This window comes from Chryseobacterium sp. C39-AII1 (genome assembly GCF_039672645.1).
Taxonomy (GTDB): Bacteria; Bacteroidota; Bacteroidia; order Flavobacteriales; family Weeksellaceae; genus Chryseobacterium.
On the sequence record NZ_JBDFPQ010000001.1, the window covers coordinates 32,379 to 49,542 of the forward strand.

The window sequence follows — 17,164 nt, forward strand, 5'->3', positions numbered from 1 at the left end:
TATTGTATTTTTGCAACCTAAAATTTAGCAGAAGAAATACCATTACTATTTCGAAAGCAAACTTTAATTTTTAAAATTGTATTATGAAAAACGGAATTCACCCAGAAAATTATAGACTTGTTGTTTTCAAAGATATGAGTAACGACGAGGTATTTTTATGTAAGTCTACTGCAGACACAAAAGACACTATCGAGTTTGAAGGAACTGAGTACCCATTGATCAAAATGGAAATCTCTTCAACTTCTCACCCTTTCTACACAGGAAAAACTAAATTAGTTGACACTGCAGGTAGAGTTGATAAGTTCATGAACAAATACAAAAAATTCGCTAAGTAATTTTTTGAGATTCAAAATATTAAAAGTCTTTCGATTTTCGAAAGACTTTTTTTATGCGCTTCAATTAAGGAGTTCGTTTTTTAAATTAATTTGATTTTAAGTTTCGATATTGTTCTTTATTTAAACTAATTGAGGAAAATTTTATTTGTATTTTTGTTTAAACTTTGAATTTTAAACTTAAAACATAAAACTGAACGATGCAATTAGTATTTTCAGATGCACAATATTGGGAAGGTTTTCTTCCGCTTACTTTTACTCGTCCCGTTGCAGAAATGCGTTGTGGAATTCTTACGTTCTCCGAAAGATGGCAGAAAATTTTAGAGAATACGGAAATTTCTTTTTTCACCGAAACCTATTTGCAGGATAAATTTGCAGAACCGGAAAAAAAAGAAAGCCTTTTTCTGGTGACCAACTTTTTACCCACTGAAACAGTAATTCAGCAGATCAAAGATTTGAAGCAAGGCGAAGCACTGGTTTATGAAGATGAATTGGTAGCGGCAAAAATTAATATGGACGGCTTTTCTCTGAATCAGATCGAAAAAATGACTGATATCAAGGAAGATTTGATTTTCTTTAAAAAGCCAACCGATCTTTTTACACATAATAAAGAAGCAATCGATTTTGATTTTGAATTGCTTACTAAAGATAGAATTTCACAGGAACTTTCCTCCACCAATGGATTTTTAGGAGATCAAAAAGATTTGTTTATTGAAGAAGGAGCTCAAGTAGAATTTTCTACCTTAAATACCAAAACCGGAAAAATATACATCGGAAAAAATGCGGAAGTGATGGAAGGTTGTCATCTTCGCGGCCCTATTTCCTTAGGAGAAGGCTCTAAATTCAATTTGGGCTCAAAAATTTATGGAGCGACGACTATTGGTCCGCAATGTAAAGTGGGAGGCGAAGTGAATAACATTATTATTTTTGGATATTCCAGCAAAGGGCATGATGGTTTCATCGGAAATTCTGTGATTGGGGAATGGTGTAATTTCGGAGCTGATTCCAATTCATCCAACATGAAGAATAATTACGGTCACGTAAAACTTTGGAATTATAGAACCAAAGCGTTCGAAGATACAGGTCTTCAGTTTGCAGGATTAATTATGGGCGATCATTCTAAAACAGCTATCAATACTCAGTTGAATACAGGAACGGTTGTGGGCGTAGCTTCTAATATTTTTAAAGAAGGTTTTCCTCCTAATTTGATTGAAAATTTCTCGTGGGGAGGTTTTAAAGGCGATGAAAAGTTTAAACTAGACAAAGCTTATGAAGTCGCTGAAAGGGCAATGGCGAGAAGAAATGTCGCTTTAACGGATAAGGATAAGGCGATTATGAAACATATTTTTGATGCGTATTAAAATTTAAAAAGGTAGTATCTCACTAACTGTGTAAGTTAAAAAGTTATTCTGGAAAATTTTGAGCCCTTATAGCTCAAAAAATTTACGGAAATAACTTTTTATTATTTTTAACCATTACATAGTTATGATCGACAAAGAAGAATTATTAAACAACAAGGATTTTTACAAGTCCTTTAAAAATGGAGAAGACTTAACTTCTTTCTTCAAAGAAATGCACAAACGAGCTGTAGAGCATATGCTTGATGCAGAATTGGACTCCCATTTGGATAATGATAAACATCAGAAATCTGCCACAGGAAATTACCGTAACGGTCACGGGACTAAAAAGATAAAATCCTCATTTGGAGAATCTGAAATTAAAGTTCCCAGAGATCGTGAAGGTAGTTTTGAACCAGCATTGGTTCCAAAGAGACATAATATTATCGATGGTTTGGAGAATATTATCATCTCATTTTATGCTAAGGGAATGAGTGTAAGTGATATTGAAGAACAAATTAAAGAGATGTATGATTTTGAGGTTTCTTCCTCTACCATCTCACGAATCACCAATGCGGTTGCCAGTGAAGTTGTGAGCTGGCAGAACCGCCCGCTTGAAGATTTGTATCTCATTGTCTGGATGGATGGGATTGTTTTCAAGGTAAGGGAAAATTCCAAAGTCATTAATAAAACCATTTATCTGGCTGTTGGATTAAACCGTGACGGGAGAAAGGAGGTCTTGGGAATGTGGCTTGGAAAAAATGAAAGTTCAGCCTTCTGGATGAGTGTTCTCACGGATTTAAAAGCCCGTGGTGTGGAGGATATTCTCATCACCGCTACCGATAACTTAAACGGATTTACCCAAACCATCCGTTCCGTCTTTCCTGAATCTCAAACCCAAATTTGCGTTGTCCATCAAATAAGAAATGCCTGCAAATATGTGGTTTGGAAGGACAGAAAAGAATTTTCTGCCGATATGAAGCATATTTACACCGCTCCAACAAAACAAGCGGCTCAAGCAGCTCTGGGTGATTTTGCAGACAAATGGGAAAGTAAATATTCTTATGCTATCCAATCCTGGCGAAACAATTGGGATGAGTTGACCGTATTCTTTGAATTTCCTCTCGAAATACGAAAAATCATTTACACCACAAATTTAATTGAAAATCTCAACGGCAAAATAAGAAAATATACCAAAAATAAAATGTCTTTTCCTACTGATGATGCTGTAATGAAATCAGTTTATTTGGCATTAAAAGAAGCTACTAAAAAATGGACAATGCCTATGCAGAATTGGGGTATTGTCCTCAACCAATTTATGCTTATTTTTGACAAAAGGCTCAGATTATAAAATCTAAGCCCTGACTTTTTAACTTACACACTTTACGGGATAGTGTCTTTAAAAACCTCCGATTGGAGGTTTTTATATTTAGTAGTATTCAATTTGTCTTACCCATTTATATAAATCTTTTCCGTTGACATTTTTTATAACTTCTGTCCAGTTTTTTTGTTTGTCGAATTTATATTTGAATATAACTTCTGTTGGCTTTAAATCATCTTTAGTTTTACCCCAAGTATCTAAATAAATAAGTTTTTCTATATGATTATTTTTATATACAAACTGGATTTGATTTGAGATATTTCCTTGATAAAAATGTGTTCTTGTTTTAAGATTACCATCATTATAATGTTCATAATCTGTAGATGATATACTTGCATAACCTCCATCTTTTATTTCCTCTCTATACTTTCCATTTTTTTCGGGTATAAAGTAATGGTATTTGTCATCTTTTATTTGTGTTTCTTTTTTAATTCTACCTAATAAATCGTATTCGTATTTTGTGTATCCACTTTGAAAAAGCTTTTTGTTATAATAGTCAAGTTTATAATCAAAAAACTTTGATTCTTTAATTTGGAATTCGTTGTCATAAAAATTAACCCTGCTGAGTTTTTTTCGAAAAATTGAATCATTTCCCTCTTGAAAAGAATTTTCTCCTACCTTTTTCCACACAAAATCGGTTATAGCAAAAATACTGTCGGTTCGAGTAATCGTATCAAATTTTGAAACAAATAAAGGTTTATTACTTTCTATATTATGAATATATTTCTTCATAGGCTCATCTTTCCATTTAGAGTAAATTTCTCTAAACTTTAGAACTTTACTATTTTTATCATAAAAAAAACGATAATTGTCTTCTGAACGATCATTCTTAGATCTTTCTGTAGCTAATCTATTTAGATTATCATAAGTATAATCATAGTCATCAACAATTTCTCCTGATTTATAATACCATATTTCCTTTGTAACATTTCGGTTTTTATCATAATAAGTTTCATTATTGATATATCTGCAAAAATCGGTTTCAAACCATGTATCTCTCATGCTTTCTCTTAGAATTTTAGGAACCATTCTTATAGAATGACCATATTCATTATCTCCTCTCATAAAAGTAAAAGGTCCGGAATCATTTAAGAAAATAACATATTCTTTTACAAATTTAGGGTTCCCTAAAATTGAATCTTTTATGACTTGAGTATTATAATGAGTGGACAGGAGAATTAAAAGGAATAATATTTTTTTCATACTTTGTAATTTTAAAAACCTCCGATTGGAGGTTTTTGACTTTATTGTTTAGTAAAAATTAAATCCTTTGTTTCGGGAAGATAAATATTAATATCTGCCCCTTGAGGACATCTACTTTCATCAAGAATAATATCATCAGGGTGATACTCCCATGATATTTGTGTTGGACTTATTTTTTTTAAAAAGATGTCTCCCCAGCCTACATTGCAATTTGTTCCGCTATAGAAAAAAATAATTGTATTTAAAGTTGGTCGTGTTTGAATACTAAAAAATTTTATTTTAGAATTAATATCATTTTTTGTATCCTGAAGAACTGAACCATTTACATTTTTGATAATATATTTAATATCTAATATATCTGAATAATAATTTTTTCGAGAGCTTTTTTGTAATACATGTTCAATTTTAGTTATGTAGAGAGTGATTTCCTTACTCTGAAAATTCGCTTTGTAAATGCCGGTATAAGATTCTAATTCATTATTTAAATCTTTTTTATAGGCATTTGGAGGAATTTCGAGCAAAGGAGTATTGAGTGCAATTGTTTGGCTCTTATAGTTTGAGCATATAACTCCAGTCATAAAGAAGGATAATATAAGTGTTTTTAATTTTATCATTTTTTTTTTTTTTAATTATTACATGGTACTGCAGATGGCATGTTGTTATCAAGATTAATATTTTGTACTACTCCGCTATTTTCGATTCTTTGTAGGTTTATTTTACCCTGCAATCCCATATTTTTTAGAGTTTCAGCAAATAATTTTTCTACGCCCAAATTATTTATTGTACCATCGGGATTTATATATGTTGTTCCACTAGCAATGGTTGATGTTAAATCATTCTTTAATATTCTATAGTCAATTATATAGCTATCAATTTGACTTTGTGAAAAAGTTGTTATAGCATCCTGATAAGTTCCACTAAACCAGATAACATAATGCATGCCGTTTGGTGCAATCATTCCTAAGTATGCATTATTTACATTGGCGGGGTTAGAGGTGGGTTGTGCTCTAGCAAAACCTAGTAGCTGGTCTATATCAGGTGGTGATAACATTGGGATTCCTGTTGGAGTGTGATTGTGGTAACCTCCAGCATACCCTGTTTTATCTCCAAAGTTGACGCTGTGTTCTCCGCCTGTTATGGTTGCAGAGGGAGTACCGTCAACTTTAAATTTTATTCCTTTTTCACCACCTGCTGTAGATTGATCTTTTAATTCTTTTAGACCTGCAGCCATTTTAGGATTATTAATTATTGATTTTATTTTATCACATGGATTTACAGTCGGAGTATTCCCACCTGGTCCACCTCCGCCTCCAACTCCTGCTGTAGGATCAAAACAGTTGTTAAGTCCTGTACAGCCACTTTTAGGGCCACCACCACCAGGCTTGGGTTTAGGAGGCGCAGAAATTACGACCTCTTCTATATCACAGGGATCAGACCCGTCATATCCACAACGACTTGCTGTATTTCCCAATCTCTGATTTAAATTACTTTTCATAAAGGCAAAACGAAATTTTTCTATCACTTCATTATAATAATCAGTTCCCGAATCTAATTTTCGGAACTCAACTTCTGTTTCGTCTTTACTAAGGATTCCCACCATCAGGCCGGTAACTTGTCTATTGGCAATCATGGGATAGATCACCCATCGTTCACCATCGTCCAACAGCATAGTCTGAGAATGCAGATTAAACTCTACATATTCAGAATCATTTTTGTTGAAACTTTCTTTTTTCAATAAAGTAGTTCTGGCATAGGCAGTACCATGAATAGAATCATACTTTTCAAAAAGTATATTAAATCCTTTGGCGTAGTCTACAGTTTCATTATTAACTGAAGTAAATACCTGAAATTTGTTGGAGTAATAGGCTTCTTCTTTAGACGCAAGAAGATCTTCATTGGTTCTGCAGGACTGCAGAGAGATGGCTAAAACCATCAACGGCACGAGCCGGAGAAATAATTTTTTCTTCATAAACATTTGTTTTTTAGAATTGTAAATATATACTTTTTTTATAACTCAACAAAGGTGTGAAAAAATAAGTGATATAATGAAGTAAAAAATTACTGCTTTCCGTACTTTTTTTCTAAAAGAAAATTTTATGTAATTTTGATAAAAATATTGTTGCGCTATGACTTTAGGTGAAAAACTAAAAAAAGCGAGAATGCATAAAAACTTTACCCAAGAATATCTTGCAGAAGTACTGAATGTTTCTCAGAAAACGTATTCTAATTTTGAGAATGATAAAAGTAAACCCGATTTTCATCAGGTAGAAGACATCGCCAAAGTTTTGGAGGTAAGTGTGCTTGATTTTTTAAGCGGAGATAACATTACTATTAATAGTACGAATGGTGATCACAGTGGATTTATTTATCAAAATCAATTACCTGATAAATTAATAGAACAGTACGAACAACGGCTTAAAGACAAGGATTCTGAGATCGCTTATCTGAAGCAGCTTCTCGATAAAAAATAGAAACTTCAAATTTTTTTGAAGTTTTTTTATTTTTGATGTAATAGAATTGAAATTCCGGTTGTCTTACTTATAGAAACAAAACTTATGACCCAAGAGACTTTTAAGAGTACGGTGTTTATTCTCAAAAATGAGATGTATCGCTTTGCGAAAAGGTTTGTCATGAGCAGTGATGAAGCGGAAGATGTGGTTCAGGATCTGATGATCAAGTTTTGGCAGAAAAAAGAGGAGCTGGCGCAGTTTGGGAATTTAAAATCTTACGCGCTGAAAGCCGTCCGGAATGAATGCCTGAACAGATTGAAGCATTATGATGTGAAACAGGGTTTTGCAGATCTGCAGCTTCATCGGTCAGAGCTTTACAGCATGGAAGTGAACAATTTGAAAGAACATATTATAGGTTTTATCAATCAGCTTCCGGAAAAACAAAAGATGGTTATCCATTTAAAAGATGTAGAAGAATATGAAGTTTCGGAGATCGCCGAAATGATGGAAATGGAAGAAAACGCGGTAAGAGTAAATCTTATGCGGGCAAGACAAAAGGTAAAAGAACAAATCTCTCAATTGATGGATTATGAACAAAGACAAATTTCAAGATAAATACGATGAAATCTTCCAACAGTTAAAGGAAGAGAAAATGGACTGGGATTTTGAAGATTTCCTTATCAAAGCAGAAGGAAAACAGGAGACTGAAGTTCAGAATGAAACTCCGATTATCCCGATCAATACGAAAAGCAAACCTTCTTTCCCGAAATGGTTCTGGATGGCTGCGAGTTTGGTTTTGCTGTTAAGTATCGGATTTATAATTAATTATAATACAAATTCAACGGTAAATGATCAGGCTCAGTTGGTTGAAAATCAAATCAAACAGCAGAAAAAAGATTTTATCGAAGAAAATAACGAACATCAACAGCAAGTAGCTCTGAATCATGTTGAAGATTCTATTGCGGGAGCGAAAAAAGATTCAATCTTTCAGGAAAATACTTTAGCTGAAAAAGATGTTTTAGACCAGATTCTATCGAAAAGAGGTAGGATGAAAAAAGAAAGAAAGCCGAAATATGTAAGCAATTCTTCTTATAAAAATGCTTCAAAAGATTCTACAGGATACAAAGATTCTTACGTGATTGTAAACGGAAAAAGAATTGATAATGTGGAAGAAGCCATTAATGTAACTAAGTATTCATTTCAGATATTTGCAAATAACGTTAGTGATAAATTAGCCCAACCAACCGTCGTAGATGACGACTATTAATTAACCTTTTTAAGATTATGCACCTGATCAGGCACTAATAATCATTGATAAAATAAAATTGACTCATGAAAAAAATATTCATCATATTAGCATTGGCCTTTTCACATTTCTTCAATGTGTACGGCCAGGATGACAAATTCGATAAGCTCCTTGAAAAATATCAGGAAGCTGAGGGGGTAACCTCCATTAAAATTGCAAAACCGATGTTTGGAATGCTCAGCAGTCTGAATATTGAAGATTCTCAACTGGATCAGATTAAACCTCTTTTAGCTAAAATCAAAGGTCTGAGAGTTTTGATTACAGAAAATCCTGAAAACGCCAACAGTAAAGACGGAAAAAAAGTTCAGGTAAATCTTTCTGAATTAAATAGAGATATTTCATCTTATCTTAAAAATCTCAACTATAGTGAGATCATGACGATGAACAGTTCCGGATCGAAAATAAAATTTCTTTCTTCGGAAGCTAAAGATGGTATCCTGGATGATCTGTTGTTGAGTATCGATAGTGGTGGTGGCGAAAATATTTTGGTAAAGCTTGACGGGAAACTATCAATGGATGACGTGAATAAACTTATTAATTCCAGCGAGACAAAATTCAATCCGGCAACCAATACGAGAACAAGTGTTAGTTCAGAAAGTAATTCTTCTTATTTAAGTGGTGAATCCAGAAATGTAGGTGATTTTTCAGCCATTCAGGTGAGCACGGGGGTAAATGTGGTTTTCAAACAGGAAAATCCAACGAGTGTAAAGGTAATTGCCGATGCCGACAAGCTTCAATATATCATCACCAAAGTGGAAGGCGGAATGCTAAAGGTTTATATTGATAATAAAGGTCAGAAAAATCTGAAATTTAAAAATATCAGTGTAAATGTTTCGTCACCAAGATTAAATGATATCAGAACGTCTTCAGGAGGAACTTTCACCGCAGTAAATACCATCAGAGAAAATAATCTGAGCCTTGATACTTCTTCAGGTTCTGTTTTAAAAGGAAATTTTGAAGTTTCAAATATTACGAATGTAGAAACAAGTTCGGGATCGAATGTAAAAGCTTCTATCAGCACTAAGATGATTAATGTGAAATCTTCCAGCGGTTCTGAAGCCAATCTGGAAGGCAGAGCAACTTCAGGAATGATCGACATCAGCAGCGGAGCGGTGTGTAAAGCGGAAAATTTTGTTCTAAAAACACTAGATACAGAAGCAACTTCCGGAGGAACAGTTTCAGTAACGGTTTCAGATAAATTAAATGTGAAAGCTTCTTCAGGAGGTTTGGTAAAATATAAAGGAAATCCGGATATTGATTCTAAAATCAGCAAAACATCAGGAGGAAATTTAAAACAAATCAACTAAAACAATATTGCCATGAAAATTTTAAAAAACATAGTTATCATCTTTTGTGCGATGTTTATGATGCAGTCTTGCATCGTTTCAGAAAAACCGAATATGGCTTATTTTTCAGATTCGGGACGAGATTTTAAAGGGGCAAAATTTGCAAGCATTAATGTTCCGATGTTTTTAGCCAAACCAATCATCAGAAGAGCATTGAAGGAAGATGGCGACAGTAAAGAGGTGATGAGGCTGGTGAAAAAAGTTTCAAAAATAAAAGTCCTGACCGTTGAAAATGGTGACAGAACTATGTTGAAAGAATTTGCCAATTATTTAAATGATAATAATTACGAAGAATGGGCAACCATAAAACATGAGGGCGACAATGTAAATGTAAGAGTAAAACAAAAAGGAGAAGCCATTAAAAATATGCTTCTTACGGTGAACTCAGATAAAGAGTTGGTTTTTGTAGATATCAGGGGAAGTTTTACCGCCGATGATATTTCAAGAATGATCAATTTTGCCAAGGATAAGTAACTTCATATCATATAACTTATTATTTTGTACAACCAAAACCGTTCACATTTGAACGGTTTTTTGATTTAAGTTATGGATTATTAAGTTTTATTTAAACTATTAAAATCTATTTTCGTATGTCGCCAAAATGTCTTAATTTTGCAAGAAAGTAAAGATGTCTATTCATAACAAAATTGTAGAGACAGCCATCACTTTCGATGACGTGCTTCTAGTTCCTTCTTATTCAGAAGTTTTACCTAATCAGGTTTCATTAAAATCAAGACTTACCGACAAAATTACGCTTAACGTTCCTATCGTTTCCGCTGCAATGGATACCGTGACGGAAGCTGAATTGGCGATTGCATTAGCGAGAGTCGGAGGTTTGGGCTTCATTCATAAAAATATGACGATCGCGGAACAGGCTGCACAAGTAAACAGAGTAAAACGTTCTGAAAACGGAATGATCTCTGATCCTGTTACCCTTTCAAAAGATCATACTTTAGGTGAAGCTAAAGGCTTAATGGCTAAATATAAAATCTCTGGTCTTCCGGTTGTAGATGCTGAGAATGTATTGATCGGAATCATTACCAACAGAGATGTAAAGTATCAGGAAAACCTTGACGTAAAAGTGGAGGAATTCATGACGAAAGATAATTTAATTACTTCTGATAAGAATACCAATCTAGAGCAGGCTAAAGAAATTCTTCTTAAAAATAGAGTGGAAAAACTTCCTATCGTTGATGCTGAAAATAAATTGGTTGGTTTAATTACTATTAAAGATATTGATAATCAGTTAGAATACCCAAATGCTAATAAAGATCAGAACGGTAGATTAATTGTTGGAGCGGGTGTCGGTGTTGGTGAAGATACGTTGGAAAGAATTGAAGCTTTAGTAAACGCTGGAGTTGATATCATCGGTATCGATTCTGCTCACGGTCATTCTATCGGAGTTTTAAATAAAATTAAAGAAATTAGACAAGCATATCCCGATTTGGATATCGTTGGTGGAAATATCGTAACAGCGGAAGCTGCAAAAGATTTGATCGAAGCTGGTGCAAACGTTCTTAAAGTAGGGGTTGGTCCGGGTTCTATCTGTACAACGAGAGTTGTTGCGGGAGTTGGAGTTCCTCAATTATCTGCTATTTACAATGTGTACGAATATGCTCAGACTAAAAATGTAACGGTAATCGCTGATGGTGGTATTAAACTTTCAGGAGATATCGTAAAAGCGATTGCAAGTGGAGCAGGGGCAGTAATGTTAGGTTCACTTCTTGCCGGAACTGACGAAGCTCCGGGTGAAGAAATTATCTTCCAAGGTAGAAAATTCAAAACCTACCAAGGAATGGGAAGTCTTTCTGCCATGAAGAGAGGTGGAAAAGAGAGATATTTCCAAAGTGAGGCTAAAAAATTCGTTCCGGAAGGTATCGAAGGAAGAGTTCCTAGTAAAGGAAAATTGGAAGAAGTTATTTTCCAGTTAGTTGGAGGTCTTAGAGCAGGAATGGGATATTGTGGAGCTAAAGATGTTACCGCTTTACAAACTGAAACTAAAATGGTAATGATTACAGGAAGCGGATTGAAAGAATCTCACCCTCACGATGTTATCATCACTCAGGAAGCTCCGAATTATTCTTTGTAAATAATAAATTAAATATAATTAATAAGGCTATCTCGTTTTGAGGCAGCCTTATTTTTTTATCAATAGGAGCGGTCTTTAGCCAGCTTTCATAAAAGTTTTGTGAATCTGGCTTTAGCCAAAATCTACATTGAAATATTTAACCTAAGAAATTAGATCAACAAAAGAATCATAAGTTCCGTCATAATCTTCCCATTTCTGATTATTTACAAAAAATGAAGGTGTTCCGTTGACACCGCTTCTCACGCCACCTTCAAAATCAGCTTCTATTTTATCCTGAATATCAGAAGTCGTGATGTCATTTTCAATTTTGTTAAAATCAAGATGCAAAGCGGTTACGCATTCTTTCAACATTTCCTGGCTCAACAAATTTTGATTATTATAGATGAGGTCATGCATTTCCCAAAACTTTCCTTGTTTTCCGGCAGCTTCGGCAATTGTTGCGGCAGACATGGCAAATTCATGAGAATCAGTCAGTGGAAAATTTCTGAATACAAAAGCAACGTCATTTCCATATTCTTCCACAAATTTTTTAACTAAAGGAAAGGCATGTCCGCAATATGGACATTGATAATCTCCATATTCCACCAACACAATTTTTGCCGTGTCCGGATTTCCAAGAATATGATCGTCTTTCCCGATGGGAATTCTTAATTTTGACATGGCTAAGCATTTTTATTTAATTCTTCCAAAGCATCGATAATGCCATCTGCTCCTGGATTTATACCATCCGGAGATAAATAACTCCAATGAATGATTCCATCTTTATCAATCACAAATAATGCTCTTTTTGATGTTCCGTTTTCTTCATTATAAACGCCATACGCTTTGGAAACCTCACCTTTCGGATTAAAATCTGCAAGTAATGGATAGTGTAATTTTCTATCGGCCATAAAAGCATCATGGCACCAGGCGCTATCTACGGAAATCCCCAAAATATCAGCATTGTATTTACGAAAAATACTCAACATTTCATTGTATAAAGTGACCTGGTCTCCACATACCGGGCTCCAGTCTGCCGGATAGAAAACTAAGATGAGGTTTTTGCCTGAAAAATCCGTAAGTTTTAGTTTTTGATCAGGAGTAGAGTGAAGGTCAAAATCTGGAGCGGTAGTTCCTTTTTCTAATATCATATTGTTGTGGTTTGTTTATTAACTGTGTTTTGAATGATCTATTAAATTTAAGGATAAGAATTTAATTATTGAGGATGGAAGTCTTAAATTAATATTAAAAATCAAATAAAAAAGCTTCCGGAATTTCCGAAAGCTTAGTCTAATTTGCTAAGGTTTTATTTCCTTAATTTATTTTTGAAATCTTCAATCCTGAAATCTGTCAGAAAATTCCCTTTTTCTACTTTTTCTTTGGAATATAATCTGAAATCATTTTCAGTTTTTTCTAAAAGATAATCATAGGGGCCAACAGCGGAAATCAGCTTAACTAAAACCGGAGAAATTTCCAGACAGATGAATAATCCCATAATAAAACTTGCGGCCAGAGCAATAATTGCAGAGTTTTTACCAAGCTCATCCAAAGCCTGTAATCTTGCTGCAAACCCATTGAATTTATCTTCAACTGTTTCGGTAGATTTTCTTTCTGTTTCGAGATTAGTGTATACTTTTGATATTTCTTTATCTAAATAATCTAGTCTTGGAGCGATTTGTTTTTGATAATTTTCTAAGTCTACTCTTCGTTGCTCTTTCAATTCCTGTTTACGCTTTGCATTGGGACCAAAACCTTCTTTTCCACTGGTTAATGTGGATTGTTTTCCTAAAATTTCTTTTTCCAATTCAACAGCTGCAGAATCATACGATTTTTGATATTGAGCCAGCTTTTCGGAAATTTGTTTTTTCTCGGTTTCAAAAGGGCCACTTTGCTGAAGAATTCTGCCATTCATTTCACCCTGAAGCTGTTTTTTATTTCTTTGAATGATTGTATTCAATTGCTTGTTCACTTCTTTTTCAAATATTTTCAGTTCTAAAGGTTTTGAAATAATAATACCTAAAAATATAGCTAAAATTAGACGAGGAATTGCCATTAAAATTTGATTCCACCAAGCTCCTGTTTTTTTAATAGAAGAAACGATGTATCTGTCGAGATTGAAAATCATTAATCCCCATAAAATTCCGAATCCAACAGCCGCCCCAATATTATCGAATACGGTAAACATAGCATACCCTGCAGATAATGTTGCAAATACAGCCGTAAAAAGTACAATACCACCAATTCCAGCAAATTTGTTCCATTCGCTGGGTGTTTTTCTCAAAATATGAATGTTTCCGCCGGAGCAAACCATCAGAAACTTTTGGAACCAATTTATTTTATGATTCGCTTGATTTATAGTTTGTTGATTATTTTTCATGATAGAAAATTTATACAAAATTAGTATTAAAAATCATACCATTGTAAAAGATAGTATTATGTTTTGCAAAGTAATTTCTTTTATTTGATTAAATTATTGATAATCAATCATTTTATTTACTTTGATAAGATGGTTTATGATGTGTCTTAAATTATTGTTAAATATTTTTAAAATTGAAATAAAAATTAATATTTTCGCATTAAATATTTAGAAAACACACAAATGGTAAAAAAAAACACATTTATTTTTACATTAATGATTTTTGTTAATGTATTTTCTCAAAACACAGAAAAATTTTGTGGATTCGATCTTCAAGCAGAAAAATTAGACAGAAAATATCCTGATTTAAAGAAAAAGAGAGAAGAGTTTGATCTTAAATTAAGTACAATCAACAAAAACTCTTATCTAAACAAATCTGGTGCTACCACTTCATGGAATGGTTTATACACCGGACAGATCTATGAAATTCCAGTCGTAGTACACGTTATTGAATCAAATGTTGCAGCCAATTCCAATTTAGCTGTAACGGATCAGGAGATCAAAGATTGGCTAGACAGAGCGAACAAGATGTATGCAACAACGTATGGTAATGGATTTTATGCCGAAGGTACCGGACCAAATGGAGGAACAGTAATGCCTTTTAAGTTGGTTTTGGCTAAAAGAGCTCCAAACTGTAATTCAACAACGGGGATTGTAAGATATAACGGAAGTACTCTCGCTGGTTATGACAACTATGGGGTAGCAATGCAGGGGAATAACGGTGTGGCTGATTATACAATTAAAACTCAACTAGCACCGCACTGGCCGGAAACTTCTTATTTTAATATTTATGTAGTGATTGGTTTTGACGGGCAACAACAATTGTCTTACGGATTAATGGGATATGCAGCATTTCCGGATACCTATGATTTTAGCTATGAAAGTTTCATGAAAGTGGCAACAATTAAAAATCAAAATAATACCACTTTTCCGCACGAATTGGGACATGCTTTCGGGTTATTGCATACTTTCCAAGGTGTGAACTATACAGATCAGGCAAATTGTCCTGTTAATAATAATTGCGATACAGACGGAGATAAAGTTTGTGATACATCACCATCAAAAAGCATGTATGGTATAAATCCTGTTCCGGGTAATAGCAGTATTGACCCTTGTACCAATCAGAATTATGATGGAACACAGTATAATATCATGAATTATACGAATGTTAATAGAAAATTTACCGAAGGACAAAGAAACAGAGCGGTGCTTATGATGATGGAATACAGAAAAAATTTGATGAATTCTCTTGCTGGAAAAGATCCTGCCACTGTAATAACTTCGCCTGTGACAGTAGTTGCTGCACAATGTAATCCGGCAGGAACAGCTCATGCTACAAATAATAATTTTGCCATTGGGGCGACAAGAGTTCAGTTTGGAGGTATTAATAGTATTACAAATGGTTATGATTCTGATGAAGCAGCTCCTCAATATTATGAAAATTATGCAACAGCAAACTGCATTAGACCTGCTTATTATACTGATATTGTAGCTAATGATAGTACACCATTAAAAGTTACTTTTACAAACGGATTCGGACAAGCTGATAAAATGAAAACTAAAGTTTGGATTGATTATAATAACAATGGTTCTTTTGAAGATTCTGAATTGACTGTTAATAATACATCTGCAACTATGGCTTCTGGAGCAGGAATGACATTAACAAGCAATATTACACCACCTGCGGGAGTGGTAAAGAATACCTATTTAAGAATGAGAGTAGCGGTAGATGCTGCAACATATAACGGAGTTGCTTTACCAGATATTACGGCATGTTCACAATTGCAGTATGGACAAGTGGAGGATTATGCAGTAAGAATTTTGGATGTCTTAGGAACATCTGAGGTAAAGGATAGTAAAGATGCTAAAATTGTTTACGTTAAATCAGAAAACAAATTGCTGCTTGTTGGAGGCAAAAACAATGTTTTTGGAGATTACCAAATCTATGACATGAGTGGAAAACTTATTCAGAAAGGTAATTCTAAAACAAATGAAGTTCAAATCAATCAGCAGTTAACAAAAGGTGCTTACATCATTAATTACTCTGATAATAGAGAATCTAAAAAATTTATGAATTAAAATAATTACAAAGGAGTCGAAAGACTCCTTTTTTTATCTATATTATGAAAAAATTAACCGCTTTCATATTGTTGTTATTGATGATGAATTGCCATTCACAACAAAAAAATAAACTCTTACCCAATAACCCAAAAGTAAAAACGGGGATTGAATATTTTTTAGGAAACTGGAGGTTTGTCGAAAAAAACTATAATGATGGAACTGAAAAGAAGATTTATACTTTACATGAATGTATGAAACTTTACACTTGGAAATTTGAACGAATAAATGATAAAATATATTTAACTAAAAATTATTTCACAGGAAAAGATTGTTCCATGAAAAGTTCTTCGGATAAAATTTTAGTAACAATTGACGAAAATTCAATTTCTTATACAGATGTTGATCTTTTCAGAAATGAAAAGTATAAAATAATATCTTATAATAAATTTGTGATTATTTATAGTGATATTTTAAATGGAAAAGTGAGAGAAATAGAAGATGTTTATGAAAGACAGTAAACTCTTACTTCAACCGATCCGGATTTTGTTTCAGAAAACTTTCCCAACCCGTATATGATTTTGTATCTGCAATCGTCCCAGAATTAAAATGATGACAAACAGCGACAGCTAAACCATCAGAAGCATCCAAATATTTTGTCGGAAATTCTTTCAGTTTTAAAAGATTTTGAAGCATTCCTGCAACCTGTTCTTTACTGGCATTTCCATTTCCGGTGATCGCCATTTTTATTTTTTTTGGAGAATATTCCGTAATGGGGATATTTCGATAAAGACTGGCCGCCATAGCCACACCTTGCGCACGACCTAACTTCAGCATACTTTGCACATTTTTGCCATAAAAAGGCGCTTCCAAAGCCACTTCGTCCGGGTGAAATTCATCAATCAACGCTAATGTTTTATCAAAAATATATTTAAGCTTCGTTTCATGATTAGGATACTTTTTCAGCAAAAGTTCATGAATTGACACCATCTCCATTTTTCCTTTCTTCACAGAAATAATTCCGAAACCCATTACCGTGGTTCCAGGGTCAATTCCTAATATTATTTTCTCCGCAATCATTGGCTCAAAGGTAGGGATTTTCCTACTTTTTAATTCATCTTTTCAACGATATCAATTCATCATTTTTTATTTGAAGCTTTTTCGCGCTTTCCGCACTCGCTATTTTTTGTTTTTTGCGGCTGCGGCGGGCAAAGCCCATCATGACACAAACAAGCTGCCGCGATTACATTTCCTAAATTATAGATCG

18 protein-coding genes are annotated in these 17,164 nt (G+C 33.8%); 11 read left to right on the top strand and 7 right to left on the bottom strand.

Annotation, left to right across the window (positions count from 1 at the left end):
* Positions 1–83: 83 nt before the first annotated feature.
* From ABEG63_RS00110 to ABEG63_RS00120, 3 genes are all read left to right on the top strand, one after another.
* A complete protein-coding gene (locus ABEG63_RS00110) occupies positions 84–335 on the top strand; it encodes a type B 50S ribosomal protein L31 (protein WP_034678914.1) in 252 nt (83 codons plus the stop codon).
* A 197-nt stretch (positions 336–532) separates the two neighbouring features.
* Positions 533–1,693 carry a GlmU family protein gene (locus ABEG63_RS00115; RefSeq protein WP_346582048.1) on the top strand — a complete coding sequence of 387 codons (1,161 nt, stop codon included), beginning with the start codon at positions 533–535 and terminating at the stop codon, positions 1,691–1,693.
* 124 nt (positions 1,694–1,817) lie between these two features.
* Positions 1,818–3,020, top strand: a complete 1,203-nt coding sequence (locus ABEG63_RS00120) for an IS256 family transposase (RefSeq protein ID WP_346582050.1) — start codon at positions 1,818–1,820, stop codon at positions 3,018–3,020.
* Positions 3,021–3,098: 78 nt separating this feature from the next.
* On the opposite strand, the gene ABEG63_RS00125 is transcribed toward ABEG63_RS00120, so the two are convergent.
* The 3 genes from ABEG63_RS00125 to ABEG63_RS00135 are packed head-to-tail and all read right to left on the bottom strand — an operon-like array spanning position 3,099 to position 6,222.
* Positions 3,099–4,253 carry a hypothetical protein gene (locus ABEG63_RS00125; RefSeq protein WP_346582052.1) on the bottom strand — a complete coding sequence of 385 codons (1,155 nt, stop codon included), beginning with the start codon at positions 4,251–4,253 and terminating at the stop codon, positions 3,099–3,101.
* A 41-nt stretch (positions 4,254–4,294) separates the two neighbouring features.
* Complete coding sequence (locus ABEG63_RS00130; protein ID WP_346582054.1) at positions 4,295–4,867, bottom strand: hypothetical protein; 573 nt, start codon at positions 4,865–4,867, stop codon at positions 4,295–4,297.
* Between the two features lie 11 nt (positions 4,868–4,878).
* Complete coding sequence (locus ABEG63_RS00135) at positions 4,879–6,222, bottom strand: hypothetical protein (RefSeq protein WP_346582056.1); 1,344 nt, start codon at positions 6,220–6,222, stop codon at positions 4,879–4,881.
* Positions 6,223–6,379: 157 nt separating this feature from the next.
* Between ABEG63_RS00135 and ABEG63_RS00140 the strand changes: the two genes are divergently transcribed.
* The 6 genes from ABEG63_RS00140 (at position 6,380) to guaB (ending at position 11,444) form a co-directional block, all read left to right on the top strand.
* On the top strand, positions 6,380–6,724 hold the full coding sequence (locus ABEG63_RS00140) for a helix-turn-helix transcriptional regulator (protein ID WP_346582058.1): 345 nt from the start codon (positions 6,380–6,382) through the stop codon (positions 6,722–6,724).
* 132 nt (positions 6,725–6,856) lie between these two features.
* Entirely contained in the window at positions 6,857–7,318 is a 462-nt protein-coding gene (locus ABEG63_RS00145) for a sigma-70 family RNA polymerase sigma factor (protein WP_346582818.1), read from the top strand.
* Complete coding sequence (locus ABEG63_RS00150) at positions 7,293–7,970, top strand: hypothetical protein (RefSeq protein WP_346582060.1); 678 nt, start codon at positions 7,293–7,295, stop codon at positions 7,968–7,970. The genes ABEG63_RS00145 and ABEG63_RS00150 overlap by 26 nt, the downstream gene beginning before the upstream one ends.
* A 65-nt stretch (positions 7,971–8,035) precedes the next feature.
* Complete coding sequence (locus ABEG63_RS00155) at positions 8,036–9,316, top strand: DUF4252 domain-containing protein (protein ID WP_346582061.1); 1,281 nt, start codon at positions 8,036–8,038, stop codon at positions 9,314–9,316.
* 12 nt (positions 9,317–9,328) lie between these two features.
* Positions 9,329–9,829 carry a DUF4252 domain-containing protein gene (locus ABEG63_RS00160; RefSeq protein WP_346582062.1) on the top strand — a complete coding sequence of 167 codons (501 nt, stop codon included), beginning with the start codon at positions 9,329–9,331 and terminating at the stop codon, positions 9,827–9,829.
* A gap of 154 nt (positions 9,830–9,983) precedes the next feature.
* The gene (gene guaB / locus ABEG63_RS00165; RefSeq protein ID WP_346582063.1) at positions 9,984–11,444 is read left to right on the top strand and encodes an IMP dehydrogenase; all 1,461 of its coding nucleotides are present in this window, start codon (positions 9,984–9,986) and stop codon (positions 11,442–11,444) included.
* Positions 11,445–11,585: 141 nt separating this feature from the next.
* Here guaB and ABEG63_RS00170 read toward each other — a convergent pair whose 3' ends face one another.
* From ABEG63_RS00170 to ABEG63_RS00180, 3 genes are all read right to left on the bottom strand, one after another.
* The gene (locus ABEG63_RS00170; protein ID WP_346582065.1) at positions 11,586–12,104 is read right to left on the bottom strand and encodes a DsbA family protein; all 519 of its coding nucleotides are present in this window, start codon (positions 12,102–12,104) and stop codon (positions 11,586–11,588) included.
* 2 nt (positions 12,105–12,106) lie between these two features.
* Positions 12,107–12,574, bottom strand: coding sequence for a redoxin domain-containing protein (locus tag ABEG63_RS00175; RefSeq protein WP_346582066.1), 468 nt, complete (start codon positions 12,572–12,574; stop codon positions 12,107–12,109).
* 155 nt (positions 12,575–12,729) lie between these two features.
* The gene (locus ABEG63_RS00180; protein ID WP_346582067.1) at positions 12,730–13,800 is read right to left on the bottom strand and encodes a DUF4407 domain-containing protein; all 1,071 of its coding nucleotides are present in this window, start codon (positions 13,798–13,800) and stop codon (positions 12,730–12,732) included.
* 222 nt (positions 13,801–14,022) lie between these two features.
* On the opposite strand from ABEG63_RS00180, the gene ABEG63_RS00185 reads away from it, so the two are divergent.
* Together ABEG63_RS00185 and ABEG63_RS00190 are read left to right on the top strand one after the other, a co-directional pair.
* Positions 14,023–15,918, top strand: a complete 1,896-nt coding sequence (locus tag ABEG63_RS00185; protein WP_346582068.1) for a zinc-dependent metalloprotease — start codon at positions 14,023–14,025, stop codon at positions 15,916–15,918.
* Between the two features lie 44 nt (positions 15,919–15,962).
* Positions 15,963–16,418: a hypothetical protein gene (locus ABEG63_RS00190; RefSeq protein WP_346582070.1), complete on the top strand. Its 456-nt coding sequence runs from the start codon at positions 15,963–15,965 to the stop codon at positions 16,416–16,418.
* Positions 16,419–16,422: 4 nt separating this feature from the next.
* Here the strand turns inward: ABEG63_RS00190 and ruvC are convergent, their stop codons facing one another.
* Positions 16,423–16,977 carry a crossover junction endodeoxyribonuclease RuvC gene (ruvC, locus tag ABEG63_RS00195; RefSeq protein WP_312400003.1) on the bottom strand — a complete coding sequence of 185 codons (555 nt, stop codon included), beginning with the start codon at positions 16,975–16,977 and terminating at the stop codon, positions 16,423–16,425.
* Between the last annotated feature and the right edge of the window lie 187 nt (positions 16,978–17,164).

Excerpts from the sequence above, each read along its gene's own strand:
- ABEG63_RS00110 (WP_034678914.1), top strand. The coding sequence starts at position 84 with ATGAAAAACGGAATTCACCCAGAAAATTATAGACTTGTTGTTTTCAAA.
- ABEG63_RS00115 (WP_346582048.1), top strand. The coding sequence starts at position 533 with ATGCAATTAGTATTTTCAGATGCACAATATTGGGAAGGTTTTCTTCCG.
- ABEG63_RS00120 (WP_346582050.1), top strand. The coding sequence starts at position 1,818 with ATGATCGACAAAGAAGAATTATTAAACAACAAGGATTTTTACAAGTCC.
- ABEG63_RS00125 (WP_346582052.1), bottom strand. The coding sequence starts at position 4,253 with ATGAAAAAAATATTATTCCTTTTAATTCTCCTGTCCACTCATTATAAT.
- ABEG63_RS00130 (WP_346582054.1), bottom strand. The coding sequence starts at position 4,867 with ATGATAAAATTAAAAACACTTATATTATCCTTCTTTATGACTGGAGTT.
- ABEG63_RS00135 (WP_346582056.1), bottom strand. The coding sequence starts at position 6,222 with ATGAAGAAAAAATTATTTCTCCGGCTCGTGCCGTTGATGGTTTTAGCC.
- ABEG63_RS00140 (WP_346582058.1), top strand. The coding sequence starts at position 6,380 with ATGACTTTAGGTGAAAAACTAAAAAAAGCGAGAATGCATAAAAACTTT.
- ABEG63_RS00145 (WP_346582818.1), top strand. The coding sequence starts at position 6,857 with ATGTATCGCTTTGCGAAAAGGTTTGTCATGAGCAGTGATGAAGCGGAA.
- ABEG63_RS00150 (WP_346582060.1), top strand. The coding sequence starts at position 7,293 with ATGAACAAAGACAAATTTCAAGATAAATACGATGAAATCTTCCAACAG.
- ABEG63_RS00155 (WP_346582061.1), top strand. The coding sequence starts at position 8,036 with ATGAAAAAAATATTCATCATATTAGCATTGGCCTTTTCACATTTCTTC.
- ABEG63_RS00160 (WP_346582062.1), top strand. The coding sequence starts at position 9,329 with ATGAAAATTTTAAAAAACATAGTTATCATCTTTTGTGCGATGTTTATG.
- guaB (WP_346582063.1), top strand. The coding sequence starts at position 9,984 with ATGTCTATTCATAACAAAATTGTAGAGACAGCCATCACTTTCGATGAC.
- ABEG63_RS00170 (WP_346582065.1), bottom strand. The coding sequence starts at position 12,104 with ATGTCAAAATTAAGAATTCCCATCGGGAAAGACGATCATATTCTTGGA.
- ABEG63_RS00175 (WP_346582066.1), bottom strand. The coding sequence starts at position 12,574 with ATGATATTAGAAAAAGGAACTACCGCTCCAGATTTTGACCTTCACTCT.
- ABEG63_RS00180 (WP_346582067.1), bottom strand. The coding sequence starts at position 13,800 with ATGAAAAATAATCAACAAACTATAAATCAAGCGAATCATAAAATAAAT.
- ABEG63_RS00185 (WP_346582068.1), top strand. The coding sequence starts at position 14,023 with ATGGTAAAAAAAAACACATTTATTTTTACATTAATGATTTTTGTTAAT.
- ABEG63_RS00190 (WP_346582070.1), top strand. The coding sequence starts at position 15,963 with ATGAAAAAATTAACCGCTTTCATATTGTTGTTATTGATGATGAATTGC.
- ruvC (WP_312400003.1), bottom strand. The coding sequence starts at position 16,977 with ATGATTGCGGAGAAAATAATATTAGGAATTGACCCTGGAACCACGGTA.